20 protein-coding genes and 1 riboswitch are annotated in these 26804 nt (G+C 47.1%); of the genes, 9 read left to right on the top strand and 11 right to left on the bottom strand.

All coding sequences use genetic code 11. The annotated features are described in order from the left end of the window. The first annotated feature begins 329 nt into the window (after window positions 1–329). Together JGK11_RS10555 and JGK11_RS10550 are read left to right on the top strand one after the other, a co-directional pair. A complete protein-coding gene (locus JGK11_RS10555; protein WP_293174487.1) occupies window positions 330–1400 on the top strand; it encodes an FAD-dependent monooxygenase in 1071 nt (356 codons plus the stop codon). 167 nt (window positions 1401–1567) lie between these two features. Further along, window positions 1568–2062 (top strand): hypothetical protein, encoded by a 495-nt coding sequence (locus JGK11_RS10550; RefSeq protein WP_293174490.1) that lies wholly within the window; start codon window positions 1568–1570, stop codon window positions 2060–2062. A 254-nt stretch (window positions 2063–2316) separates the two neighbouring features. Here JGK11_RS10550 and JGK11_RS10545 read toward each other — a convergent pair whose 3' ends face one another. From JGK11_RS10545 to JGK11_RS10535, 3 genes are all read right to left on the bottom strand, one after another. Beyond that, window positions 2317–2664, bottom strand: coding sequence for a DUF779 domain-containing protein (locus JGK11_RS10545; RefSeq protein WP_293211534.1), 348 nt, complete (start codon window positions 2662–2664; stop codon window positions 2317–2319). A gap of 177 nt (window positions 2665–2841) precedes the next feature. Beyond that, complete coding sequence (locus JGK11_RS10540; RefSeq protein WP_293211532.1) at window positions 2842–4362, bottom strand: aldehyde dehydrogenase family protein; 1521 nt, start codon at window positions 4360–4362, stop codon at window positions 2842–2844. Between the two features lie 505 nt (window positions 4363–4867). Further along, window positions 4868–6112, bottom strand: a complete 1245-nt coding sequence (locus JGK11_RS10535) for a response regulator (protein ID WP_293211530.1) — start codon at window positions 6110–6112, stop codon at window positions 4868–4870. 557 nt (window positions 6113–6669) lie between these two features. Here JGK11_RS10535 and JGK11_RS10530 point away from each other — a divergent pair. The 3 genes from JGK11_RS10530 (at window position 6670) to JGK11_RS10520 (ending at window position 11936) form a co-directional block, all read left to right on the top strand. Beyond that, entirely contained in the window at window positions 6670–9264 is a 2595-nt protein-coding gene (locus tag JGK11_RS10530; protein WP_366053602.1) for an endonuclease MutS2, read from the top strand. Between the two features lie 368 nt (window positions 9265–9632). Continuing rightward, entirely contained in the window at window positions 9633–10238 is a 606-nt protein-coding gene (locus JGK11_RS10525) for a DUF3038 domain-containing protein (protein WP_293122723.1), read from the top strand. 93 nt (window positions 10239–10331) lie between these two features. Continuing rightward, complete coding sequence (locus JGK11_RS10520) at window positions 10332–11936, top strand: DUF4335 domain-containing protein (protein WP_293211528.1); 1605 nt, start codon at window positions 10332–10334, stop codon at window positions 11934–11936. A 347-nt stretch (window positions 11937–12283) separates the two neighbouring features. On the opposite strand, the gene JGK11_RS10515 is transcribed toward JGK11_RS10520, so the two are convergent. The 3 genes from JGK11_RS10515 to JGK11_RS10505 form a co-directional block, all read right to left on the bottom strand. Continuing rightward, the gene (locus JGK11_RS10515) at window positions 12284–12661 is read right to left on the bottom strand and encodes a VanZ family protein (protein WP_293195667.1); all 378 of its coding nucleotides are present in this window, start codon (window positions 12659–12661) and stop codon (window positions 12284–12286) included. Window positions 12662–12878: 217 nt separating this feature from the next. After that, a complete protein-coding gene (locus tag JGK11_RS10510; RefSeq protein WP_293211526.1) occupies window positions 12879–13802 on the bottom strand; it encodes a nucleoside hydrolase in 924 nt (307 codons plus the stop codon). 70 nt (window positions 13803–13872) lie between these two features. Further along, window positions 13873–14025: a hypothetical protein gene (locus JGK11_RS10505; RefSeq protein WP_293174511.1), complete on the bottom strand. Its 153-nt coding sequence runs from the start codon at window positions 14023–14025 to the stop codon at window positions 13873–13875. Between JGK11_RS10505 and JGK11_RS10500 the strand changes: the two genes are divergently transcribed. Together JGK11_RS10500 and JGK11_RS10495 are read left to right on the top strand one after the other, a co-directional pair. Next, window positions 14015–16096, top strand: coding sequence for a S9 family peptidase (locus tag JGK11_RS10500; RefSeq protein ID WP_293174514.1), 2082 nt, complete (start codon window positions 14015–14017; stop codon window positions 16094–16096). The genes JGK11_RS10505 and JGK11_RS10500 overlap by 11 nt on opposite strands. A 236-nt stretch (window positions 16097–16332) precedes the next feature. Further along, complete coding sequence (locus tag JGK11_RS10495; protein WP_293156610.1) at window positions 16333–16551, top strand: hypothetical protein; 219 nt, start codon at window positions 16333–16335, stop codon at window positions 16549–16551. A gap of 129 nt (window positions 16552–16680) precedes the next feature. Here JGK11_RS10495 and JGK11_RS10490 read toward each other — a convergent pair whose 3' ends face one another. The 5 genes from JGK11_RS10490 to JGK11_RS10470 all read right to left on the bottom strand — a co-directional run bounded on the left by JGK11_RS10490 (window position 16681) and on the right by JGK11_RS10470 (window position 23075). Beyond that, window positions 16681–17472, bottom strand: a complete 792-nt coding sequence (locus JGK11_RS10490) for a universal stress protein (RefSeq protein ID WP_293174520.1) — start codon at window positions 17470–17472, stop codon at window positions 16681–16683. 55 nt (window positions 17473–17527) lie between these two features. Further along, window positions 17528–18370: a nitrate ABC transporter ATP-binding protein gene (locus JGK11_RS10485; protein WP_293189735.1), complete on the bottom strand. Its 843-nt coding sequence runs from the start codon at window positions 18368–18370 to the stop codon at window positions 17528–17530. Between the two features lie 235 nt (window positions 18371–18605). After that, on the bottom strand, window positions 18606–20033 hold the full coding sequence (locus tag JGK11_RS10480) for an ABC transporter substrate-binding protein (protein WP_293211524.1): 1428 nt from the start codon (window positions 20031–20033) through the stop codon (window positions 18606–18608). A gap of 256 nt (window positions 20034–20289) precedes the next feature. Continuing rightward, window positions 20290–21138 carry a nitrate ABC transporter permease gene (gene ntrB, locus JGK11_RS10475; RefSeq protein ID WP_293211522.1) on the bottom strand — a complete coding sequence of 283 codons (849 nt, stop codon included), beginning with the start codon at window positions 21136–21138 and terminating at the stop codon, window positions 20290–20292. A 100-nt stretch (window positions 21139–21238) separates the two neighbouring features. Next, window positions 21239–21450, bottom strand: a riboswitch (cyclic di-AMP (ydaO/yuaA leader). 287 nt (window positions 21451–21737) lie between these two features. Then, entirely contained in the window at window positions 21738–23075 is a 1338-nt protein-coding gene (locus tag JGK11_RS10470) for an SLC13 family permease (protein ID WP_293174531.1), read from the bottom strand. A 137-nt stretch (window positions 23076–23212) separates the two neighbouring features. On the opposite strand from JGK11_RS10470, the gene JGK11_RS10465 reads away from it, so the two are divergent. Beyond that, entirely contained in the window at window positions 23213–24565 is a 1353-nt protein-coding gene (locus tag JGK11_RS10465; protein WP_366053595.1) for a HAMP domain-containing sensor histidine kinase, read from the top strand. Window positions 24566–24607: 42 nt separating this feature from the next. Next, window positions 24608–26707: a magnesium chelatase ATPase subunit D gene (gene bchD, locus JGK11_RS10460; protein WP_293174534.1), complete on the top strand. Its 2100-nt coding sequence runs from the start codon at window positions 24608–24610 to the stop codon at window positions 26705–26707. Window positions 26708–26804 lie beyond the last annotated feature (97 nt).

Raw genomic sequence — 26804 nt, 5'->3', positions numbered from 1 at the left:
TTTTCAACTCACCCATTATATTATGTCCGGTCGATTGACCACAATCAGTAACGGTTCGTAGTGAGGACTTCAGTCCTCTCTTTGATGCGGACTAAAGTCCTCACTACAAACCAATATGGTCGTTAGAGCTGACATAATATTAATTATTAATCCTGCATCACTTCCAATACTGATTTTAGCGGCAGCTTGAAACCTCTCGCTATCACCAAAAGCTCGTTAGCAAAGCCCTCAAAGAGGATCGCCCATCCAGACCTAGCCCAAATCTTATTTTATGTAATAATAATATTGGTTGAGGAGCGATCGCAATCTTAAAATCAGGAGCAGCACAAATGGTTCCGTCCCAGACCAGGATAGGTATTATCGGCGCAGGAACATCAGGAGCTTATCTGGCAATTCTGCTGATTCAACAAGGGTTTAAAGTTGACTTGTTTGAAAAAGCACCCTATCCGCGTACCGATGGCTGTGGTATTCTGATCGTGCAAGCAGGTATGGAAGCACTGCATCAAGGCAACGCTCAAATTACCGAAAAAATCATCAACTCGGGCGATCGAGTTAAATTATTCGAGTTTCGCAACCTGCGCGGCGGTGTCATCAATTCCGAGCCAGTCACCTACGAAGAAAACGAAGTCCCAGCAATGCTGGTACACCGCAAAGCTATATTAGAAGCAATCCTTGACGAGTTACCCCCCGAGTGTATTCATTTTAATGCAGAATTGGCATCGATCGCCCAAACCGACCACAGTGCGATCGCCCACTTTAAAGATGGCACAAAATGGGAAGGCGATCTATTAATTGGTGCCGATGGCATTGTCTCAAAAGTCCGTCAATTTATAGTTCCTAACGTAGAACTATTTTATTTAGGCGATGTCGTCTGGCGGGGAATAGTCGAAGATAACAGCTTCTGTCCCGAAGGAAACTTTTTTGTTTATGTACGGGGTCGGGGAATTTATGCCAACTTCTTTCACATCGGTGGAGGTCGCACTCATTGGGGCTTCTTTATTGAAAAAGAGCGCACTGAATCTGAAATCGGGAAACTGCAACCTACCAATATTACCATTCCTCCCGAAGAACTAGCAAAACTCCCAGAAGATGCCCGAAAACTTATAGAATCAACGCCTTTAGAAAATATTGTCTGTCGTTTTTCCTATGACATTGACCCCCTACCGAAAATCTACGATGGTCGTGTTATCTTAATTGGAGATGCAGCCCACGCCAAAAGTTCCACACGCGCCAGAGGAATGACTTCCGGTTGGGAAGATGGTTTGTATTTAGCAAAACATCTCGCAAATAGTGCAAATATTCCCGAAGCCCTGGAAAACTTCCAAACTGAAAGACTCCCAATTGTCCACGAATATCAACGCAGCAGCCGAGAAATTAGTCAGAAAGTTGGCCGTCGTTAAGAAAGAGAGAGGGGGAGAGGGGGAGAGGGGGAGATGAAATTGAAATTTACAATTTAATTAAATGCAGTACAGATCAACAAACTCTGGGTGGTTTAATGATGAAATTAACTTGATTTTTCCGTCAGTCTTAAGCAAATCAGGTGTCGAGAAAAACTGGAGAGGAAATAATGAGTAACAATCCTGTAATTCGTGAAAATACAGTCACCCCTGTAAGTTCTCCAGATTTGGAGAAAGTACCTGAAATTTTTACTCGTCATATTGGTACTTGGCAAGGAGAATACATCAAAACTGATACTCGCGGACATTTTTCTCGCAGCTTTTTCGGTAATTTTACCATCTGGATTCAAGGAAGTCACTACCAACAAGTTAACAATTATGAATTTTCAGACGGTTCTCGCGTTCAGCTTAATTTTCAAGGAGAGTTTGAAGAACGGATTCTGAAACTGTATTCTAGCAGTTATTCTGATTTTTCGGCGATCGCCTGGGATGCAGGCCAGGAAACAGTATGCTTTCGGGCAAATAAAACTGAAGATAACGTCCTTATTACCTTTATGGAAACAATGACATTACTCAGCGAAAATCACCGAGTTCGCAGCACTCAAGCCTTTAAAAACAGTATTTTTGATGGCATCTCATTTATTAAAGAAACGCGCTTGCCTTAGACAAAGTACATCTAGCAAAAAACGCCTAGATTGTCAACATCTATAAGATATATCTCTGTTCTCTTTCTCTTAGGACTTACGCATCAAGGCCCAAGAAACCGGGTTTTTTCCTAAATTTTGTAGCTGCGGCGAAGGATATTCGTAAAAAACCCGGTTTCTGACTGCTCTCGTAAGTCCTATCTCTGCGTTTTCTGCGCCTTCTGCGGTTCAATACAAATAAAATTTCTTTAGTCCAAACAAGAGGCAAAATACAATTAATCAACATTGATAAACAAGCGAGAACGAGTAATAAAACGCTCTCCCTCCGGCCCTTCCAGGGAAAAATCGCTGCCTCCGGGCCCCTGTACTACGTCTAGGATTAACTGCGTGTGCTGCCAATGTTCGTATTGCTGTGCTGCAATATAAAAGGGACAACCGTCTAGTTTTCCCAGCAATACATCGCCATCGCCGACGATTAATTCCCCGTTGGGATAGCACATGGGAGAACTACCGTCGCAGCAGCCGCCGGATTGGTGAAACATCAATTCTCCGTGCTGGGTTTTGAGGTATTCTATTAGTTTTAAGGCGGCTTCTGTGGCTGTGACTTTGGGGATTGTTTCCATGGGAGAAGTTATTGTATGGTAATTAAGTACGTTGTTGCGCTTTAGCGCTCTTGTTTGTATATGGATAAGAGCGCTGAAGCGCAACTACGTACCTTTTAGAAGAAGTTCTTGGTTGTTGCGATTTGGCGCTCTTTTTTTAGATAATCTAAGAGCGCCCAAGCGCAACTACGTACCTTTTTAGAAGAAGCCTAATGCTTTGGGGCTGTAGCTGACTAATAAGTTCTTGGTTTGTTGGTAGTGATCGAGCATCATTTTGTGGTTTTCGCGGCCGATACCCGATGATTTGTAGCCACCGAAGGCTGCGTGGGCTGGATACAAATGATAGCAGTTTGTCCACACGCGGCCTGCTTGAATGGCGCGGCCCATGCGGTAGGCGGTGTTGATGTCGCGCGTCCAAACTCCGGCGCCTAAACCGTAGAGGGTATCGTTGGCAATTTCTAAGGCTTCGGTTTCGTCTTTGAAGGTGGTGACTGCTAATACTGGGCCGAAGATTTCTTCTTGGAAAATTCGCATTTTGTTGTTTCCTTTGAAGACTGTCGGCTGGAAATAATAGCCGTCTTGTAAGTCGCCGGATAAGATTTTTCTTTCGCCGCCAATCAGGCATTCTGCGCCTTCTTCACGCCCGATTTTGACGTATTCGGCGATTTTTTCCATCTGGTTGACGGAGACTTGCGCGCCGAGGGCGGTTGTTGGATCTAGGGGGTTGTCTTGTTTGATTTGGCGGATGCGATCGATCGCCTTTTCCATGAATCGATCGTAAATTGACTCTTGAATTAACGCCCGCGAGGGACAAGTGCAAACTTCGCCTTGGTTGAAAGCAAACATCACAAAGCCTTCCACTGCTTTGTCCAGAAAATCGTCATCTTGGGCGCAGACATCCTCAAAGAAAATGTTGGGCGATTTTCCGCCTAATTCTAGGGTGACGGGGATGACGTTTTGGGAGGCGTACTGCATGATCAGCCGGCCCGTGGTTGTTTCACCGGTGAAGGCTACTTTCGCAATCCGGGGGCTGGTGGCGAGGGTTTTGCCGATTTCGGCGCCGGGCCCGTTGACGACGTTGATGACGCCATCCGGTACTAAGTCGGCGATGATTTCCATCAATACTAGGATGGATGCGGGGGTTGGCCCTGCTGGTTTGAGGACAACGCAGTTTCCGGCGGCGAGGGCTGGGGCGAGTTTCCACGCAGCCATGAGGATTGGGAAGTTCCAGGGGATGATTTGTCCGATGACGCCTAGGGGTTCGTGGAAGTGGTAGGCGACTGTGGTTTCGTCGAGTTCGCCGATCGACCCTTCTTGGGCTCGGATGCAGCTTGCGAAGTAGCGGAAATGGTCGATCGCCAGCGGGATGTCTGCTAGTCTGGTTTCGCGAATTGGTTTACCGTTGTCCCAGGTTTCGGCGATGGCGAGGCGATCGAGGTTTTCTTCGATGCGATCGGCAATTTTGTGCAACACCCGTGCCCTGTCTGCGGGGGAAGTCTTACCCCACTTGTCTTTCGCGGCGTGGGCAGCATCTAGTGCCAATTCTACATCCTCCGCGCTCGATCGGGGAATTTGACAAATTGATTTTCCGGTAATTGGAGAAAGGTTTTCCGAGTATTTCCCCTTCACCGGTGCTACCCACTTACCGCCAATAAAGTTGTCGTAACGAGCTTGAAAAATCGACTTACTGCCGGATTGAACAGGTGCTGCTACTACCATTTTATTACCTGATTTAAACTTGTTTTTGTTGACGATTGAAGTCTCTTGAATATCAACTATCGTCTATATTTCGGAAATTTGGGTAATTTCTATACAAAATTTTACATTTTCCAATATTTGATATCGAAGTAGTTTCTCAATTTCCGGGTCTGGCGGTTGATCAGAGTTTTTACAACTAACCGCAGAGCAGGCTCTTGATCCAGAGAAACAGCATCTTACAAATCATTTAAATCTACTATTTTATAAATATAAAGGGTGCATCTGGTTTTGGCAAATATGTTTGTAGGGGCGAAGCATGACCGCAGTCAATATGGGATTATAACTAATAACTTATATGCAGTCATGCTTCGCCCTCTTCAACGGTGAGATGCACCCATCGCTTGGGGCGGATTCGCCACAATATCTCACGAAAAATAAGGTACGTTGTTGCGCTTTAGCGCTCTTATCTATATAAACAAAGAGCGCTGAAGCGCAACTACGTACCTAAAGATTAACCTCCCATTAATTAACTGTGCCTGAGCGGGATTTCTATCCGAAACTTAGTACCTTTACCCGGTTCCGAAAAATACTTTAACTCTCCTTTATGCTGCTCTACAATTATCCGATAGCTGACAGCAATCCCCAAGGTGCTGCTGTATTCCGCAGGTTTCCCCATCAAAAAATTGTCCGAATTTTCCGCTGCAATCTCTTCGCTGATTGCCATGCCGTTATCAGCAATCTCAATAGCAATCCGCTGAGCATCGATTACCTGAGTGCTAATCAAAATCACAGGCTTGAATTTAACTGATTCCGACTCTTCCAACTCTTGACTCGACTTTTCCAAAGCATCGATCGCCTGATTAATAATATTCAGAAAAGCTTGATTGAGCTGACCCGCGTAACACTCAACTTGCGGCAAATTTCCGTATTCCTTCATCACCTTGATATCCCGCCTGCCATCGCGGGCCGGCAAGCGGTGCTGCAACAACAACAAAGTGTTTTCTAAACCGTCGGAAATATCGAATAACTGCCAGCCAGAGCGATCGCTGCGGGAAAAATCCTGTACCGACAAGATTATTTGGCGGATGCGATCGCTCCCGGTACGCATGGAACTCACAATTTTCAACAAGTCGTCGAGCAGGAATTCCACATCCATATCTTGCTGTTTTTGCATAATTTCCGCGTCAGGATTGACGAGCTGTTTTTGATACAATCGCAGTAGTTCAATTAAATCGGTAGCGTAACTTTGGACGTGGGTGAGATTGCTGTAAATAAAAGTAATTGGGTTGTTAATTTCGTGGGCAATACCAGACACTAATTCCCCCAAGTTGGACATTTTTTCACTTTCCAGCGATCGATCGCGCGACAGTTGCAATTCTTGCTGAGTTCGTGCCAACTCCAGCCTCAACTCGCGCTCGCGCAATCCCGCCCGCAGCCTCCCCAACAATTCTTGCTTCACTATCGGTTTCAACAGAAAATCGTCCACCAGCCCGTCCAATTCTTGAACTTCGGCAAATTGCTCGGGTGTTGTCAGCAGCAGAAAATACCCTGTACTCAATTCTCTATCGGCTTTCACCAGCCGGCACACCTCCAACCAGTGAATTTGAGGCAAAGTCCCATCGCAAATTATCACATCCGGAGATAATTCCCTCGCCATGTCAAAACCATCTTTGCCGTCGGAAGCGACTTTTACCTGATGTCCCTCCTTTTCCAGTAACTCTTGGACGACTTCCCAAGTCACACTATCTGCGATCGTCAGAATCTTTGCCATAACACCAGCTCCACAACTTTCTCTTTAGGATACAACCGCCACAATTACCCGGACATATTTAAAACAAAATAGTTTAATCCCAGCAAAAAACAGTAGATGCTAGCTCCCTCAACAGCAAAAATGCTCATACCATTTGAGATTTTAGATTGGAGATTTTAGATTGGGCAGGAGTTACTGGATAATGATTTGGATTGCGGGCCTACAGTTGCATCGTTTTGCCAAACAGGTATCAGTAGAATGTATAATTTGAGACGGCGAACCCAAAAATACAAATTCTCGCCTTGCTAATTTGTCACCCGCCCGCAAACAGATACCAGCCCCCGACAGGAGTCGTGGAGATCCCACAAATTTAGACCCCGTTAAAGTTCGCAGATTCACCTGTGCAATAAATCTCAAATCTCAAATCCAAACATGGAAAATAGACTGACGGTTATCCCAGATACTTTCTCAAGTTGCGCCCGGAAACCATAAAAAACTTTAAAATTAATTAATAGTATCGTCAAATGAACCTTCTCGGTCAGCGCCTGGGAATGCCAATCACCAACACCACCTCAACTTTGATTCAATCCGAAACACTAGAACTATTAGAATGGCCGCGCCTGTGTCAGCACTTGGCTACCTTCGCTGCTACTAAACTCGGCGTCGCGGCCGCCCTCGACCTCCAAATCCCAGCAACTCAAGCTCAAACAGCCGAACTCCTAGCCCAAACTCAGGAAGCTTATCAGTTAGAAAGCCGCGCTGGGGGTGCTTTGAGTTTTGAGGGCATCCAAGACATCGGCTCTACCCTGCAACGAGCCGAACTTCAAGGTTTGCTCGGTGGCGAAGAATTGCTCGCGATTGCTACTACACTCGCAGGAGCAAGGCAATTGCGCCGGATAATTGACTCGGCGCCCGATGTCCCGACGCTCAAAGAACTGGCATCGCAACTGCGGACTTATCCCGAAATCGAGCAAGAAATCCATCGCTGTATAGACGATCGCGCTCAAGTAGCCGATCGCGCCACTCCTAAATTAGCAGGAATTCGAGTGCAAATGCGACAGTTGCGCGATCGCATTTATCAAATATTGCAAGGAATTTTACAGCGCCAATCCAACGCCGTCCAAGAACAGGTAATTACCCAAAGAAGTTCGCGCTTTGTGATTCCGGTAAAAGCTCCCCAAAAAGATGCTATACCGGGCATCGTTCACGACTCCTCCGCCAGCGGCGCGACACTGTACGTAGAACCCCACAACACAGTCAATCTTAACAACCAAATGCGGCAGTTGCTCCGGCAAGAACAAGCCGAAGAAGAAGCAGTCCGCCGCGCCCTCACCGAGCAAGTCGCAGCAGTCAAACCAGATTTAGATAGATTGGTGGTGGTAGTAACAACTATAGATTTAGCTGCGGCTAAAGCGCGCTACGGTTATTGGCTCCAAGCAAACCCGCCGAAATTTATCGACTTGGGAGAGCCAGAATTAGCACCAAAAAATACAGAAAAATTAGATGATGAAAATTCGAGTGATGAAAATTTAGATGAGGAACAACCAGAAAAAAGCCAAGTATTAATTCGCAATCTGCGATCGCCAATTACCCTCCGTCAATTGCGCCATCCTTTATTAGTTTGGCAGCAACAGCACGAACAAGGCTTTGCAGTCGTTCCCGTCGATTTAACAATCAGCCCCCAGATCCGCGTAGTCGCCATCACCGGCCCGAACACCGGCGGCAAAACTGTCACCCTCAAAACCTTGGGATTGGCTGCTGTAATGGCAAAAACCGGAATGTTTGTCGCCGCTCGCGAACCCGTAGAATTGCCTTGGTTCGACAATATTCTTGCCGATATTGGTGACGAACAATCTTTGCAGCAAAGTTTGTCTACTTTCAGCGGTCACATCCGTCGCATCCCAATTCCCAATTCCCAATTCCCAATTCCCAATTCCCAATTCCCAATTCCCAATTCCCAATTCCCAATTCCCAATTCCCAATTCCCAATTCCCAAATCTTTAGTTTTGTTAGACGAAGTAGGAGCGGGGACAGACCCATCTGAAGGTAGTGCATTGGCGATCGCCCTATTGCAATATCTCGCCCAACATTCGCTGCTAACAGTCGCAACTACCCACTTTGGCGAACTCAAAGCCCTCAAATATCAAGACGCCCGCTTTGAAAATGCCTCAGTAGAATTTGACGACAGTTCGATGCAGCCAACCTACCGCTTGCTGTGGGGAATTCCCGGACGTTCCAACGCCCTAACTATTGCTAAAAGACTCGGTTTGCTAGCATCGATAGTCGATGAAGCTCAAACCTATGTCGGCGGAGCATCTCAAGATGTCAATCAAGTGATTGCAGGACTCGAAGCCCAGCGCCGGAGACAGGAAACCAAGGCCAGAGAAGCAACTCAACTGCTGCACCAAACCGAAAAACTGCACAAGGAAGTTTCTCAAAAAGCAGCGGCTTTGCAAGAGCGGGAGCGAGAACTAAAAATAGCTCAGGAAGTGGCAGTAAATGAGGCAATAGGATCGGCAAAATCAGAAATTGCTCAAATTATTCGTCGCTTGCAGGCGGGCGACCAAACGGCTCAAAATGCCCAAATAGCGACAGAAACCTTAAATCAAATTTCCCAAAAACACCTGCCCTCTCGGAAACAACCGGCGAAACCGAAACCGGGTTTTATGCCAAAAACGGGCGATCGTATCCGCATTCCCAGCCTGGGCCAAACCGCCGAAGTTCTCAGCGGGCCAGATGCTAACGAAGAGTTGAGCGTGCGGTTTGGGATTATGAAAATGACCGTCAAACTAACAGAAATTGAATCCCTCGACGGTCAAAAACCGGAAACTAAGGCTCAATTAGCCAAGGTTGCAGCTCAAGCAGCCGCTACCGCCAAAGCTAAACAAGCAGCGTCGGAACCAGCAAAACCCAATCCCGAAATTGCCATCCGCACTGCTAATAATTCGATCGACCTTCGGGGCGCCAGAGTCTCCGATGCCGAAATCGAAATCGACAGAGCTCTTTCCAAAGCAGTCGAATACGGTGCGCTGTGGATAATTCACGGCAAAGGTACGGGACAGTTGCGGCGCGGGGTTCACGAGTTCCTCGATTCTCACCCGCAGGTTTCCCGCTACGAGCTCGCCAGTCAAAAAGAAGGAGGTGGAGGTGTGACGTTGGTTTATCTCAAATAAGCTCGCGTGCATCTAATTTTCAGCATCATGTTGCTTGAAACTCCTGTGGGCTGGGCATCCTGCCCGCCCGAAAACTTAAATCTTTTGTACCGCAACAGCTTAGTTGGAACGCGCAGAATTGATTTCGGGCAACGGGCGGCGTAGGATGGTTGGGGGTGAAAATTTTTGGGTTTTGCTGCGGTTGGGCGATCGAACTTGCAACCGCAACTTTCAACTCGCAAATCCGTCCAGCAACTAGGATTGCCGGAATCAAAGCCACGAGTTATGGAGAAAAATTAACAGATCAGCTTTTGTCCGGCCACAAAGCTTGCATTACTGCATACTGTCGATATCCTGCATCAACCTGTCTTATTTCCCGTGCCCAAGCCATGCGCTCGACTGTAAAGCCCTCCGCTCCCACAAACGAAACGGGCCCATCTCCCAACTGGGAAGAATTGACCCAAAAAGCACCAGAACCTACCCAGTTGGACAACATTAAAGCCCAACTGGATTTAGTGCTGTTAGCCCTAGAAGCCCTGGCAGAAATTGGCTCAGAGGCGATGCTCAAGGTAGCAGCCGAACTGAATTTAGAGCCAATGGTAGCCGATCGCGTAGCTTTGTGGCGGCTGCGCCAATCGAACCCGCTGCGAAAAGGCCAGGGAGGACGGAAAAAACTGGATGTGGAGGAAGCTCGATCGCTCGTTTTGATAAGCTGTAATTTGGCAAAACAGCATCAAGCTTTAATCCGCCGCGCCGTGGCCTTGCTCGAACAAATGGCTGAGCAAAACCGCGAACCTCACACAGTCGCTTTGTTGGGAGACTATATTGATAGGTTCAGCAACACTTATGCCGATCGCATGGAAGATGCAGAAACTTTATCGGCAAAAGAACTAACTAATTTGGCCCTGAAACTCCTGATCGATTTGCTGTTTTACAGCAGTCCCGGCGGCCACCGGCGCCTCTGGCTCGCCCTCCTAGATCGTGCTAAGAATTAGTCACCAGTCATTAGTTATTGGTTATTGGTTATTAGAACAAACAAATAACAAATAACAAATAACAAATAACAAATAACATACAGTCTTCTTGCTATGGCTCTCAAACGCTACACGCCCCCCACTTGCACGCTGGAAATTACAGCCAAAAGTTCGCCTCTATCTCGTTGGGCGGGCAAACCCGTGTTTAAATCTTTAAATTTTGAGTTGCGACTAGATGACCCCAGGCTACCAGATACCGAACACGTCACTCTCAGGGGCGATCGCAATCAACTCGAAACCCTCCACGAAGCAGTCACCAACTACGTCCAAAACTTCCTCGGCGAAGCCCGCGATTGGGACAACAACCTCAACTCCCAAACAGGTTTTACCACAGCCCCAGACTCGCCAGAAGTCGCGCGCAATGTCGTTACATTCGATCGACCCCTCAGCACATCCGAACTAGCAACCGCAGCCCCAAACACTACCTACCTGCCAGTTCCCCCCCGCCTAGAACCCCGCGGCTTGCTCGCCCACAACTTGTTCTTAGGCTCATTGAGCGCCGCCGAATCCGGGCCGGAAGTACACTTGAGTACCCTCCAACTCTTTGACTTAGCCACCGCACTAGATGACTGCGCCGCCGAAGTCATGGCAGTCCCTAACCTCAACCGCGATCGCCCAGAAGCCAAAGCATTACCATGGCTGAATATCGCAGCAATCCTAGTCGCCAGCGTCGGAATGACCACGGGAATTGTTAAAATGCTCGATCGATCGTCCTCCAACACCTCCCCAACAACCGCCACAGCCCCCGTCACAGCCCCCACCAACCCACAATTTACCCCCGCACTCCCGCAGCCCCAAATACTTGCCGGCGCCAACCCCAGCCCAGTTCCCGCCCCCACCACATCCCCCACCACATCCCCAACAGCAACACCAACAGCCGCAGCCACACCAGGCTTACCCCCCCTACCGCCCCCGCCCATCAACACCGCCGCCGCCACCCCCAGCCCCAGCTTGCCCCCAATCGCCCTAGCCCCAAGCCCAAGCACCAACAAACCCAGCCCCATCCAGCAGCCACCCCTGCTATTCCCCCCCAACAGCAGCGCACCCGCAGCATCACAGAGCGCCCCAGCCCTCCCCCAAGGGCAAATCATCACAATTCCCGATCCCGCAGGGCCCCCAATTGCCGCCCCCCAAGCACCCTACCTGCTGCCCCCCATACCGCCGAGACTAGCTCCCGCCGTACCGCCCCCCCTGCCACCATCCCTATCTGCATCGCGATTCCCAGTTCCCCCACCGCAATCATTCCCCCCCCTCCCCCAGCCTATTTCCCCCCCCAGCACCGAACTCCCACCCCTTGAGGACACTAAACCGCAAGCCGAGTCAGAGGACAACAACCGGGCTACCGCCAGCAAAAAAAACCGCACTTTATTTGATACAATTCCTCAAGTTTCAGAAGCTAGAACCTACTTTGAGGAACGCTGGAAGCCACCAGAAGGAATGGAACAAACCTTAGAATACAGCCTGCAAATCGATGAAAACGGCTCAATTCAAACTATTGTCCCGATGGGCAAAGCAGCCGCCGATTATATCGATCGGGCTAGTATGCCCTTAGTCGGCGAGCCGTTTGTTTCTGCGGTTACTCATGGAAAAAACCCGAAAATTCGAGTTGTATTGAGACCAAACGGTCGAGTACAAACCTTTTTGGAAGAGACTAATTGAACTTTCGCAAACACATTTTATTGACATTTGCTCCATTTTATGCTGCCAAAATATCCTTATACCAAAAAAGTCCTAGGGTGTGGATCCACCAACAATCCCTAGCTAATTTAATAGCTACGCACCCGATCGCAATGGTTGGATAATACATAAACACAACATTAGTCGATCGCCCCCATCAACCGATGCGCCGAATATCACCCTACAAACTCAACTTCTTCCTTCTTCCTTCTTCCTTCTTCCTTCTTCTTTCTTTCTTCCTTCTTTCCTTCCTTCTTCCTTATTCTTATTTCTTCCTTGCATCCGTTACATCCGTTACATCCGTTACACAATCCGTTGCCGAACTTCCCTTATTTTCTATCCCAAGCTTCTCCAATCCAATAAAAAACTACAATACCCGCAAAACTCGCTAAAAAATCTTCAATACTAGCAGTACGATTCGGTAAAATCGCTTGCAGCATTTCTTCCCCAGCAGTGAAAATAGTAAACAGTGCTGGCCCGAAAGGAATTGGATAATTCAACACCATCATCATTTTTTTGCCCGTTGCTCTATGGCACAAAAAAGATGCTATTCCGTACAAAATAAAATGTCCGAGTTTGTCATAAGGCGGATGAGCCAGAGGAAAGTTAGTTAACTTTCCCATATCTGCTACCAGCATGATACTGAGAATAATTAACAAGTACAAAACACACGCAACAATCCAGAATTTTTTTGAGGATAATTTCATCGGATTTTTTCCACTATCGACAATTGACGAACCGAGTCCACGCCGCTTACCGCAATTTTGTTGGATTTGTGAATGAGATTTTTTTTGATTAACCGCAGAGGGCGCAGAGGGCGCAGAGAAAGAGAGGAAAGAGAAGATAGCGTAAATATTTGAGTTAGGGCGGGTTTTGTAGGGATATTTTTGGCTAACAACCCGCCTCTACCAGATATTGTTATGCTTAACGCGCCCACTGTTGCAATATGTAATTGTAAAACTTTTCCGTATCTACTCGATCCATTGCTTGAATTTTTCGCCCTCCTGTTTCAACTTTTGTACGCCCTTGACTGACACCTTCGGTAACTATTTCGGTTTCCCATTCTCGCAGTTCGTAAAATTCTGGATGTACCAAATAAGCCGTTGCCAAAATATCCCAAAAATAGTAATCTTGAGATATTGCTAAAGCATAACACTGTCCTGCTAAATCGGAGATTGAATATTTGCGCTGTCTGGCTAAGCGATTAGAAAAATCCACAGTCAGCGGTACATTATTGGTGATATCTAAAGGACACATCACAACGGGAATTTGTGTTTGCCAAATTCTCTCAATGGCTATCGGATCCCAGTAAGCATTCCATTCCGCCGACATATCTTGTCCCGGTTTCATATCTTTGCTAACATTGCCTATAGCGTTGAGCGCCCCTCCCATCCACACAATTTCTTTGATTTTGCTTTCAATTTCTGGTGCAATATCTAAGGCTTGTGCCACTGTTGTTAGCGGCCCCGTTACCATTAATGTGACCGGTTCCTTTGCATCCCGCAAAACTCCCACCATAAAGTTTTGTCCGGGTTCTGATATTAACGGTGTGTCAATGGTTGCTTTTTCATTTAGAATGGGAAGTCGATCGCACGCAAAGGAATCTCGCCTAAACAACACCGGAAATGGATTCAATCCCCGCACCGTACTCGCCGCCACTGGCACCTCTGAACACCCCATCAAATCGAGGATTTTGCGGGTTGCACTCACGGCTGGCTGAATGTAGCAATCCGCCGGAGTGACAATTACTCCCAGAGTTTGCACTTCCTCCATTGTCATCAGCAACACGACTGAGAGATAGTCGTCAACTGCACCGTCGTGATCCATTAGTACCAGCTTTTTCGACATTCTGCTTCCCCATCATTGAATTAGTGTAAAGTACAAATATAAATTTATTTGTTCTAAAAACACAACTGATTCAACTATAGCCGTTCTCAAGTGAGGTACTCGCCAATTCCCAATTCCCAATTCCCAATTCCCAATTCCCAATTCCCAATTCCCAATTCCCAATTCCCAATTCCCAATTCCCAATCTGTCCCTCACTCACTAAATAATTTATTATGAATACCATATCACCTTACGGCTCTTGGAAATCTCCCATTACCTCAGATTTAATTGTTTCAGGAACTGTCGGACTCGGACAAATTGCCATTGACGGCGATGATATTTACTGGGTAGAAGGAAGACCATCGGAAGCAGGAAGAAGCGTCCTCGTGCGGCGGACTCCCGACGGTAAAATAACTGACGTAACACCGCCTCCGTTCAACGTTCGCACTCGCGTCCACGAATACGGCGGCGCTGCTTTTGCAGTTTCTGATAGCGTGGTTTATTTCTCTCATTTTGCCGACCAAAGAATTTATTGTCAAACATTAAATTCTCCACCAGAACCCTTGACACCTGCTGCTAAATGTTGCTACGCAGATGCGATCGTTGACAAACCAAGAAATCGCCTGATTTGTGTGCGCGAAGACAATGCAGGAAAAGGCGAATCTGTGAATACAATTGTTAGTATTAATCTAGATAACGGCGAAGATATTCAAATTTTAACTCAGGGCAACGATTTTTATGCTTCCCCTCGTTTGAGTCCTGACGGTGTTCAACTTTCCTGGATTTGTTGGAACCACCCAAATATGCCGTGGGATGGCACAGAATTGTGGGTGGCAGAAATTAATGCTGATGGTTCTTTAGGCGAAAAATATTTAGTTGCGGGCGGGGTTGATGAGTCAATTTTTCAGCCGGAATGGTCGCCCGATGGAGTTTTGTATTTTGTTTCTGATAAGTCGAACTGGTGGAATTTTTACAGAACCCCCCTCAATCCCCCCTTAGCAAGGGGGGAAGCAAGAGTGGGCACAGAACCCAATCGAACCCCCCTCAATCCCCCCTTGCTAAGGGGGGAGGCAAGAGTAGGCACAGAAGCCCCTTTAGCAAGCAGGGAGGCTGGAATAGAAAATCCCCATTTAGCAAGGGGGGAGGCTGAAATAGAGCCTTTGTGCGAAATGGCTGCTGAATTCGGCCTTCCCCAATGGGTTTTTGGAATGTCTACCTATGCCTTTGTCTCGGAAAGCAAAATTATTTGCACCTACACTCAGCAAGGTAAGTGGCATCTAGGAAGTCTCGATTTAGCGACAAAGCAGTTGACAAATATTGAGACAGGTTACACTGATATTTCGTCGGTGAAAGCGCGGGGAGAAACTGTAGTTTTTCTGGCAGGTTCGCCGATCGCATCTACTGCTATTGTACAGCTAAATTTAGCCACAAGTCAACGGAAAATTTTGCGAAAGTCGAGCGATTTAAACATCGATTCTGGTTATCTTTCTGTACCGGAACCGCTGGAATTTCCAACCGAAAATGGTTTGACTGCTTTTGGCTTCTTCTATCCTCCGAAAAACCAAGACTTCGCTGCACCTGAATCTGAAAAACCGCCGTTAGTTGTCAAAAGCCACGGCGGCCCGACTGCTGCTACTTCTAGCAGCATGAATTTGAAAATTCAATATTGGACGAGTCGCGGTTTTGCGGTGCTTGATGTCAACTACGGTGGTAGCACTGGTTACGGCCGGGAATACAGAAGAAGGCTGCAAGATAGTTGGGGTATTGTTGATGTTGATGACTGCGCTAATGGTGCTAAATATTTAGCCGAACAGGGTTTGGTAGACGGCGAAAGAATGGCGATCGCCGGAGGCAGTGCAGGGGGCTACACAACTCTGTGCGCTCTGACTTTCCGCGATGTGTTTAAGGCCGGTGCGAGCTATTATGGAGTTAGCGATTTGGAGGCTTTGACAAATGATACTCACAAGTTTGAAGCGCGGTATCTGGATGGATTGATCGGGCCTTATCCTGCACGAAAAGATTTGTATGTAGCTCGATCGCCCATTCATGCAGCCGAAGGTTTATCTTGTCCCGTTATCTTCTTTCAAGGATTGGAAGATAAAGTCGTGCCGCCCAATCAAGCCGAAATGATGGTAGAGATATTGAAAGCTAAAGGTTTACCGGTTGCTTACGTTGCTTATGAAGGGGAACAGCACGGTTTTCGTCGCGCTGAAAATATTAAAAGAACTCTTGATGGGGAATTCTATTTCTATTCCCGCGTGTTTGGGTTTGAGTTAGCTGAACCGGTGGAACCAGTGCCGATTTACAATCTTTAACAAAAATTAACGTTGCAGTTGCTCTGTTTGCGATCGAACGCAACTACAAAATTATATCGTAACTTGGCAATATTGGATGTGATATTGTTCACAAATTGTGCCGTTTATTATCACAATTTTTGCTGTTTATTATCACATCTTTTCAGGCAATATACCGAGAGAATAAAATAGTCCGATCGATCTCTGTTACCGCAGAAAAGATCGATCGCGCGATGTCGAGTTGAGAGTCAATCTCTATGCAAACCCCTGTCAACCTAATTCCATCTGCTTTGGGCGAGTTGTTTGCCGAAGTGAATCATAGAGGCTACATTACTGTAGCCGATCGCTACGGTTTGCTGGCGGCTATTTTTGACGAGACTTTGACTGAGGATGACAAACGCTCTATCGATCGCCTCCTGCGCTCTGTCTGCCGGGGCAGGATAAAATTAGTTGATGAACTTTCTGCGATCCGATAAGCATTCAACAACCCTTAATAACACTCATCAATCTAGCGTTTTTGAAGCAAGAGAAGCACCAACCGCGCAGGGATCTTAACTCGCTCGCGCTATAAAATCTCACCTCAGAGGCTTCCATTTCCCACAAGTTTAACGTGCAGGCATAGCTGTAGCCAACTGCAAGTTGCTCAAACTTTCTTCGGGCCCCAAATCCATCGGATAGCTGAGTGCGGCAGGAATCCCCAACACGCAGCAGGGAAAATTCTTGCCGAGTTGCCTAACCAGCGGGTGGTTGCGAGAATTGCAGCCTAAAAATAGTAAATTTGCCGATTCTAATTCTACCACATTTCTCAATTCTGTCGCAACTTTACCGATGCGTAAATGAGCTTTGAATAAACCGCGCCATTCCTCAGCCAAACAGCGGGCTTGCCACAGCAACTTATCTGCTACCTCGTACTCATTATTTTGACAGAAAATTGCCCGAAAATAAGGCGGATCGATCCAGGTCGCTCGCTGGGATACCGATTGGATTTCGGCTGTAGGTAATGCGATCGCAGGCGCTGCACAGTAAAGAGCCGATTTTTCCTCTAAATCCGACAGTTGGGGCTTCGTAGCCCAGGCATTTTCCACACCCAAACTACAAGTATTTTCATCGTAAATGTTGGGAGTTTCGTCGAGTACGTAGACGACTTGCACCGTGACTTCTTGAGTTGTTACTAAACGAGTTTGATGAGCAATCCAAAGGGTAATATCGAGAGCTGTTTGACTTTGAGGAGAACTGTTGTAACCCACAATAAAATTGATAGATTTTGTCGGTTTTGTCGGTTTTGACTTTTTCTTAGAAACAGGGACTTTTGACTCCGGCAGCAACACCATTTCTTCCGCTAAGTTTTGGCATCCTAATGCACTTTCAAAACGCGCTAAAATTGTTTTGAGATTCACAGGCTAGACCTCTCTTAAGTGAATTTTTTTGTCGGTTCTTCTAGTCGCCCTTGGGTTATTCGTCTTGAGTAAAGTAGCGATCGAGAAAATTCAAAGCGTAGTTTCGCAGTTCGTAATATTCCTGAGATTCCCGCAACTCCTGGCGATCGCGCGGATGCGAAAACGGCACTGCCAAAATCTCGCCGATTGTCGCCGCCGGGCCGTTTGTCATCAACACAATGCGATCGGACATATAGATAGCCTCGTCCACGTCGTGGGTAATCATCATTGCAGCTTGTCTGTGATTTTCCCAGATATCGAGCACCTGTTTTTGCAACTTGCCACGAGTCAGAGCATCCAGCGCTCCAAATGGTTCGTCCATTAATAACATCTTCGGCCGAAGTGCCAAAGCTCGCGCAATCCCAACCCGTTGCTTCATGCCCCCTGAAATTTGATCGGGATATTTATCTGCTGCTGCTGTTAAGTTTACCATTGCTAGGTGTTCATTGACAAGGCTAATCTTCTCAGCGCGGTTGAGATTTTGCAAAACTTCATCAACTGCTAGGCGAATGTTTTCCCGCACCGTCAACCAAGGCAGCAATCCGTAGTGCTGGAATACCATCATGCGATCGGCTCCAGGTTTGCGAATTTCCTTGCCTTCTAGTGTCACGATTCCGCCACTTTGTTGTTCCAAACCTGCTACTATTTTCAGCAGCGTCGATTTGCCACAACCCGAGTGACCGATTACTGAAATAAATTCGTCAGATCCAATACTTAAGTTGATATTTTCCAAAACGCTAAATTCGCTGCCATCAGCATTTTTATACGACTTGAACAAATTGTTTATTTCCAGAAAATTAGCAGATTTGCTGTTAACTTTGTCGTTGGTGGGGGTAGATGTAGAAGTAAATTGAGTCACGGTATTCTCCTAACAAGTAGTAAAGTAATTTAATTTAACTGCGACTGCCTAAACTCTCAAATTTAGCAGTCGATTTCAACTGAGATCTTGCATCAATGTCAATTGGGGCTTTTTCGTGGGGTGGGGCGGGTTTATTTAACTTGTCTGCTACCTTTTAGGCTGTTGGCTTTCCCCGCCCATACAGGTTGTTGAAAATGGTGCAAGATGTCATAGGAACAGCGAAAGCAGTCAAATATTAAGACTGAAAAAAAGATTGAGGGCGATTGGCTCGAATTTCAAAACTATTCAAATAACCCACCTGATCGCTGGGGTCAAATGATTTTTTGTCAATGAAAACTTCCGCAGGTTCGACTTTGTAATCCTCCTGGGGACAATCGATCGCCATTTCGGCAACAATCTTGCGGTAAAGGTCGGTTCTCCAAGCTTGTTTAGCTAATTCATCAGCATTTTTCGGCACCTCCTTAATGTGTCCCCAGCGGGCCGCTTGAGTCATCAACCAAATACTGTGAGACTGCCACAAAAATGTTGAATGATTTCCCGGTATTTGGGGCAAGTTCTTAGGAATGTCATAGAAAATTGTGGTATCTTCAGATATTATAGTGCGGTCTTTTTCATCAAACCCACCATAATTGTATTCCCCAACTATTCCCGGTCGCGTAAATTTGTCGATCGCCCCGTTTTTAGGTTTAGCCCCCGTAAAAGATCGATCGGTCAACAATGCTGCTATTTGACTGCGATTTTCCGGTTTGCTGCAAAACTGACAAGCTTCCACCATTGCCTTCACCAGCGAGTAATAAGTCTTCGGGTTTTCGTCAATGAATGATTGCATTACTCCCAAAACGCGATCGGGATGTCCCTGCCAAACTTCCTTACCTTGCGCGAAGGTAAACCCCACGCCCAAATTACCTTTAATTGCCCGCGTATTCCAAGGTTCTGCCACCATGTAAGCCTGCATCGCCCCGATTCTCATATTCGTTACCATTTGAGGCGGCGGCACAATAATTATCCTAAATTCTTTGAACGGATCGATACCGGCAGCGGCAGATATATAACGCACAAAGTATTCGTAAATAGCAGAACTTAGTACAACTGCCCAGACTTTATTTTCTACTGGTTGACTCTCAAAAAAACCTCGAAATTGCTTGCCAAATTCTTCTAAATTGCCGTTGTATTCGTGCCACGGGCGCAAACCAAAATCCCACATTGCTTTGCTCATCGTCATCGCGTTGCCGTGGCGGTGAATTGTCATTGCCGCGCACATGGGTGCGTGACGCGCTCCTTCGGCACCAATGCGGGCGTTTGTGATGGCGCCGGATACGACTGGGGAGGCGTCGAGGCGCCCGAAAATCAGGCCGTCGCGGGAGGTTGCCCAGCTTGCTTCGCGGTTGAGTTTGACGTTTAAGCCGTATTTGCGGAAAAATCCTTTCTTCCAGGCGATCGCAAATGGTGCACAATCGTTAACGGGTACGTACCCTATGGTTAGATTGGGTTTCTCTAAGGTTTGGGAATTGACGATCGGCTTTACCGCTTCGGCTTCTTCTGTGAGTCCTTTTGCCGATCGATCGGCGTTAATCCCACAACCAGATAAAGCCATTCCCGCCGCCGCACCCATTCCTTGCAAAAACTCCCGCCGATTCCATTCATTGGAAAAGTTATCACTCATACCATTTTAGATTTTAGATTTTAGATTTTAGATTTTAGAATTGAAGAATTGAAGAATTGAAGAATTGAAGAATTGAAGAATTGGCAATTACTGATGAGTTAAGGGTTTGGCTCTAGCAAATCAATTGCATTTTATTTGGAGTTCACTATGATATAATTCTCCATCGTTAATCGCTAACTATCCGCCATCTCAAACCTGAGTTTTTAGCTAATGACTAATGACTGCTGACTAATGACTACTGACTAATGACTAATAACTAATGACTCTCGATCGATCGATGCGTTACCATTTCTTGAACTTTGCCAACAGCCCAATCGAGCAGCAAACCAGTTATGCCAATTACAAACACCGCTAAAAATACCGAACTTAGATTCAAACGGCTCCACTCATCCCACACAAAAAAGCCAATTCCTACACCACCAGTCAGCATTTCCACCGCCACAATCACCAGCCAAGCAATCCCCAAACTAATCCGCAAACCAGTAAAAATGTAAGGCAAACTCGCCGGCAAAATTATCTTAGTAATCCGCCTCCAGCGCGGCATCTCCAACACTCGCGCCACATCCAGATAATCCTTGGAAACGCTAGAGACTCCCAAAGCTGTATTGATCATTGTCGGCCACAAAGACGTAATAAATATCACAAAAATTGCCGACGGATCTGCTAAATTAAAGATTGATAGAGCGATCGGCAGCCAAGCCAGCGGCGACACCGGTTTGAAGATTTGAATCAGCGGATTGAGCGCCATCATCGCCGGTTTCGACATCCCGATCAGAAATCCCACGGGAATCGCCACAACGGCACCCAGCAAAAATCCTAGCAACACCCGCCGCAAACTCGCCAGCAGCAGCCAGCCAATGCCTAAATCTCCCGGCCCGCGCTGGTAAAATGGATGCAATATGTAATCTAAATTAGCGATTAACGCTTGATACGGAGTGGGAATTAAATCGCTTTTGAAGCTGGCAACAATCCACCACAGGCCAAGAATTCCCAAAAAACCAACCGCCGGCAACAATACATTATCTCGGATGATGACGGGTTTTGTTCGTTTCCAGGCAGCTTGTCCGGCAATTGCGATCGCAGATAAATTAAGTTGAATTGACATTTAAATCTCCTCAGAGTCAGGGGCGGTACAAGAAATCTTGAACAATACCAACCGGAGACACTGACGAAGCCAAACTATCTATTGAAGACAAGTTGACTCTTCAGTCTCTTCTCAATGCCTGCGAAGTTAGCTGACGGGCTAGGACTGAGAGATGCCCTTCTCTAAAGATTTCAAACTCAAAATTACACTCAAATTTGGCAATTTTTAACTTTGGTTTTTAATTCTGTAGGGATTCGCCCCGAAAATTGGTTCCTCCGCTCCAGCCACAGGCTTTGTTTAAGGGCGCAGTGCTGGATTAGGCTTGACTTTTAAGCCAATTTAAATTAACCTAGCACGACCTTCTCATCCTGTCAATACGTCTTTAGGAGTAGGTAGGGGCGATGATCGGCGAAGCCCAAAAGTTGAGAAACAGAACTAATACAATTTGAGATTTTCCATTTTTCGATTTGAGATTAGGCAATGACTGATGACTTAAGGGTTTGGATCGCTGGCCTACAGTTGCTTTTTTTGAAGGGGTATAATAAATGCTGACCAATGACTAATGACTAATGACCAATGACCAATGACTAATGACCAATGACTAATGACTAATGACTTCTTCAAATCAGAAACCGGATAGTTACATAAACAGCCGCAGCCACCAATTGCAAAGCCATCACAGGAAGCCCGTAACGCAGAAAAGTTTGAAAAGAAATCCGGCGCCCGTGCAGCTCAGAAATTCCCGCAGCCACAATATTAGAAGAAGCTCCTACCAAAGTGCCATTTCCTCCTAAAGTTGCCCCGTACATCATCGCATAAAACAGTGGCAGCACAGCAGGTGGAAACTGCCCTGCAAAATCGGGTGCCAGCACCTCCGTCGGTGCGAGTCCGACATTCACAACATACTGTTTTAACAGTGGCACCATCGCCACAACAAGCGGAATATTTGGCACCACGCTCGACATCAAACCCACGAAAAATAACAGCGTTAAAGAACCAAGAAAAATATTTTTACCTAAAATAGCTGCTAAAATTCCCGACATCCCAGCGATGACTCCGGTTTTTTCCAAACCGCCAATTAGCACAAATATCGACATGAAAAATAGCAGCGTACTCCAATCTAAATCCCGTAAAATATTGTTCAAAGAATCTATTTTGGAATGGTGAGCCAAGAGCATTGCCAAAGCCGCCCCCAACAAAGCCACGGCTGCTGGTGAAATTGGCACGGGCAGCGACTCTCCCACTACAAAAAATGTCAGCACGAAAGCTATAATTAAACCGCCCACCGCTAACACTCGCGGATGATTGATTTTTGGGTGTGGCAAATGTTCCAAATCATCCAATTCTTTGTGCCAGATTTCGGGGAACATCCACGGCAGAATAACTAAGATGACTGCTACGGCGATCGCCCCACCTAAACTTAACTTTAACAGGTAATCTGTAAAGCTCATGTTAATCGCATCGCCGACTATGAATGTCGCCGGATCTCCCACGATTGTCAGCAGTCCCGAACTGTTAGCCACAAATACCATTAAAATCAGCAGCGGCACAAAATCTACACCGACTTCTTCTGCCATTGGCGGTATTAACGGTGCTAGCAGCATGACAGTCGTGGCGTTGGGTAAAACTGCACAAATTGGGGTAGTAATTCCGACAATACCAAGCAAGAGATTTTTGCCTTTGCCTTTCGCCAAAAGCACCATTTGAGTTGCCAAGTAGTCGAATATCTTGGTAGGCTCAAAGGCTCTCACCATGACCATGACTCCAAAAAACAAGCCCAGCGTTCCGTGACTGCGACTAATATATTCGATCGCATCCTTTAACGTCATTACGTGGGTGAAAACCAGAATCAGCGCTCCCAGAAATGCCGCAATTGTGAGGTGTATCCATTCTGTAATTATTAAGAAAACTACACCGATAAATGTGGCCGCAGCGATCGCAGCTTGCACGTTTTCCATTTAGTCCCCTGACAAAATTAAAAATTAAAAATTCAAACCTCTCGGATTGAGGGATTATACTACTTTATGGCTATTAGGTCAATAAGTTTAAGTGCTCCTTTTGGCAGCACCAAGCTGGAATGTATTCATAGTGAGAGTTGCAGCACAGGGAAAAATTAGAGCGAAACTACTTCTTTTGGCAGGCTCGCGTGGGGGTGAAGTTTGGTATGGCGATCGGGCGATCGCTCAACTACAATGAAACATGGGGAATATCTGCCAAACTTCGCCCCCACGCAGACATTATGGACTACAGCCAACTGCTCGCCGACAAAACCGATACCATCCTCAAAAACTGGATTGAAGCAGTACGCTTGGATCGGAAAATAGAAAGCGCTGACACCTTGCCACACTCTGCGATCGAAAATCACATACCTCACCTGTTGGGGGCGATGGTCACAGTGCTTTCACAATCTCAAAACAGCGACATAAAAGCAATAATTGAAGCCAGTTTAGACCACGGGTTTCTGCGAGCAGAACAAGGCTACGATGCCGCAGAAGTAGCTCGGGAATACCATTTATTGCGTCAAGTAATATTCTCCCACTTAGAAGCACCATTGCTAGCAGGAACCACCGCCGACGTATTCAGAGCTTTTCGGCTCATAGATGCCGTAGTAGACGAAGCAATTGCCCAGTGTTTCGATAGCTACGTCGCTCAGAGGCTCCAGGAACTTCAACAAATCCAAACTCAGTTAAAACTCAACAATCAAGAACTCTCTCGCCTGGTCAGCGTCAACCAAGAAAACCTCTACCATTTAGCTCACGAACTCAAAACTCCCCTCAACTCAATTATCGGTTATTCCGAACTGTTTTTGCGTCAAGAAAAATGGCAATCCGAAATCAAAGATACCCTCCCCGGCATCGAACACATCGAGCGAGTATTGCGCAACGGCAGACAGTTGCTGCGCCTGATTAACGATACCCTAGAACTTTCTCGCGCCGATGCCGGCAAAATTAAACTTAACCTGCGGCAAACTAATGTACAATCTCTAATTAATACCGTAGTAGAAATGATGCAGCCAATGGCTGATGCTAAGGGATTAAAGCTCGCTGTTACCAGCGACTGCGCCCCCACACAAGTAATCGCCGACGGACAGCGGCTGCAACAAATTCTCACCAACCTGCTGAGCAATGCCATTCGCTATACAGAATCTGGTAGCATTGAATTAAGTTGCTGCCGTGCTGGAAATGCAAATTGGTCGATCGCCATTACAGATACCGGCATCGGCATCGCTCCCGCACATACCAACCGCATCTTTGAGCCATTCTTTCAAGCCTCAGAAGCCGGCCAACAGCACTTTCCCCCCGACAGCACCGGTTTGGGATTAGCTATAGTATCGCGGCTCGTTACCCTGATGCAAGGCAAAATCGAGCTCGCATCAGAAATCGGAGTCGGCTCAACTTTTACCGTGATTCTCCCCTTAGAAGTTAAAATACTTCAAGCAGTAACCTAAACATTAAGTTCAAATTTTTAGATCCGAAAATCAGAAAATCCTATGCCCGCAGCCAGCCTTAGCCCTTCCACAGCATCCTTTCCCCTCACCGCCGTAGTTGGGCAAGAAGCAATCAAATTAGCCCTGCTGTTGGCAGCAGTAGATCCCGGATTGGGAGGAGTTGCGATCGCCGGACGCCGCGGTACAGCAAAATCAGTAATGGCCCGCGCCTTGCATTCCCTACTGCCACCAATTGAAATTGTCAAAGACTCTTTTTGCAACGCTGAACCTGATGAAATTATTGCAGAAAATGCCTCTGACCTGTCAGAAGAAAACGGGCAAGATGCCCGTTCCACAAATACAAATCCAGCCACCGAAATAATTCCCACACCATTCATTCAAATTCCCTTGGGTGTCACCGAAGACAGACTCTTAGGTTCAGTCGATGTCGAACAATCAGTAAAATTCGGTCAAACTGTATTTCAACCCGGACTCTTAGCCCAAGCAAATCGAGGCGTACTTTATGTAGACGAAATTAACCTCCTCGATGACAATATTTCCAACCAATTGCTCACAGTATTAACCGAAGGCCGCAACCAAATAGAGCGCGAAGGAATTAGCTTCCAACATCCCTGCAAACCTCTGTTCATTGCCACCTACAACCCCGAAGAAGGCCCCCTCAGAGAACATTTGCTCGATCGCATCGCGATCGTCCTTTCCGCCGACGCAGCCCTCGAACTACAAGAAAGAGTCTACGCAGTAGAACAAGCTTTATCCTACTCCAGCTCGCCCCAAGAATTTCTCAACCAATACGCCGAAGACACCGACAACCTCAAAACCCAAATCATCCTCGCCAGAGAATGGCTCAAAGATGTCACCATTAAACGCGAACAAGTTGCCTACTTAGTAGAAGAAGCCATCCGCGGCGCAGTTCAAGGACACCGCGCCGAAATATTCGCAGTGCGCGTCGCCCGCGCCTGCGCCGCCATCGAAGGACGTACAGAAGTTAACGCCGAAGACTTGCGCCGCGCCGTAGAATTAGTCATCGTACCCCGCGCCACCGTCATCCAATCTCCCCCAGACGAAAACTCTCCTCCTCCCCCGCCGCCACCACCCCAAAAGCAGTCAGAACAAGAACAAGACGAACCAGAAAACGAGCAAGAAGACGAAGAAAATCAAGAGGATGAAGACAACCCCGAACCTCAAGAAGAACCAGAGCAAGATACCATTCCCGAAGAATTTCTGTTTGACCCCGAAGGCGTAATTCTCGACCCCAGCGTGCTTTTATTCGCCCAACAATCCGCCAACAAACAAGGCAAATCCGGCAGCAGAACCACCATTTTCTCCGAAGATAGAGGCCGTTACGTCAAGCCAATATTGCCCAAAGGCCCAGTCCGTCGCATCGCCGTTGACGCGACTCTTAGGGCCGCCGCACCTTACCAAAAAGCCCGCCGCCAAAGGAATTCAGACCAGGAACCCGCGGCGAGTTCCAGCCCAAATCGAGATAAGCGGGTATTTGTGGAACAGGGAGACATTCGGGCGAAGCGCTTAGCCCGAAAAGCTGGAGCTTTAGTCGTATTTGTCGTGGATGCTTCGGGTTCCATGGCGCTCAACCGGATGCAGTCGGCCAAAGGTGCTGTCATGCAGCTACTCACCGAAGCTTATCAAAGTCGCGACCAAGTTGCGCTGATTCCCTTTCGCGGAGAACAAGCAGAAGTATTGTTACCGCCGACTCGATCGATAGCCTTGGCCCGCAAGCGTTTGGAACGATTGCCCTGCGGCGGCGGTTCCCCCCTGGCCCACGGTTTGACTCAGGCGGTGCGCGTGGGAGTTAATGCGCGGCAGTCTGGAGATATCGGTCAAGTGGCGATTGTCGCGATTACTGACGGACGCGGTAATATTCCTTTGGCTCGTTCTTTGGGCGAACCGATTTTAGATGGCGAAAAGCCGGATATTAAGAAGGAGTTGCTAGAAATTGCTGCCAAAATTCGCGGTTTGGGAATGCAGTTGCTGGTGATTGATACCGAGAGCAAGTTTATTTCGACCGGCTTTGCGAAGGAGTTGGCCAAGACTTCTGGCGGGAAATACTATCATTTGCCGAAAGCTACCGAACAGTCGATCGCAGCTATGACTAAAAATGCTCTGCGCGACGCGATCGGCTAAAATCCTTAACGGACACGCGGGAAGTCCCGCGCTCTAACGCAGGGCGTGAGCGTCGGGATGAAAGCCGAGCGAGGTGAGGAGTCCCATTTGCCCACAA

Origin of the sequence: Microcoleus sp. PH2017_34_RAT_O_A (assembly GCF_020737885.1) — a bacterium.
Taxonomy (GTDB): Bacteria; Cyanobacteriota; Cyanobacteriia; order Cyanobacteriales; family Microcoleaceae; genus Microcoleus.
The sequence above is the reverse complement of the archived record's forward strand: the minus strand, read 5'-3'. Positions and strand labels throughout refer to the sequence as shown.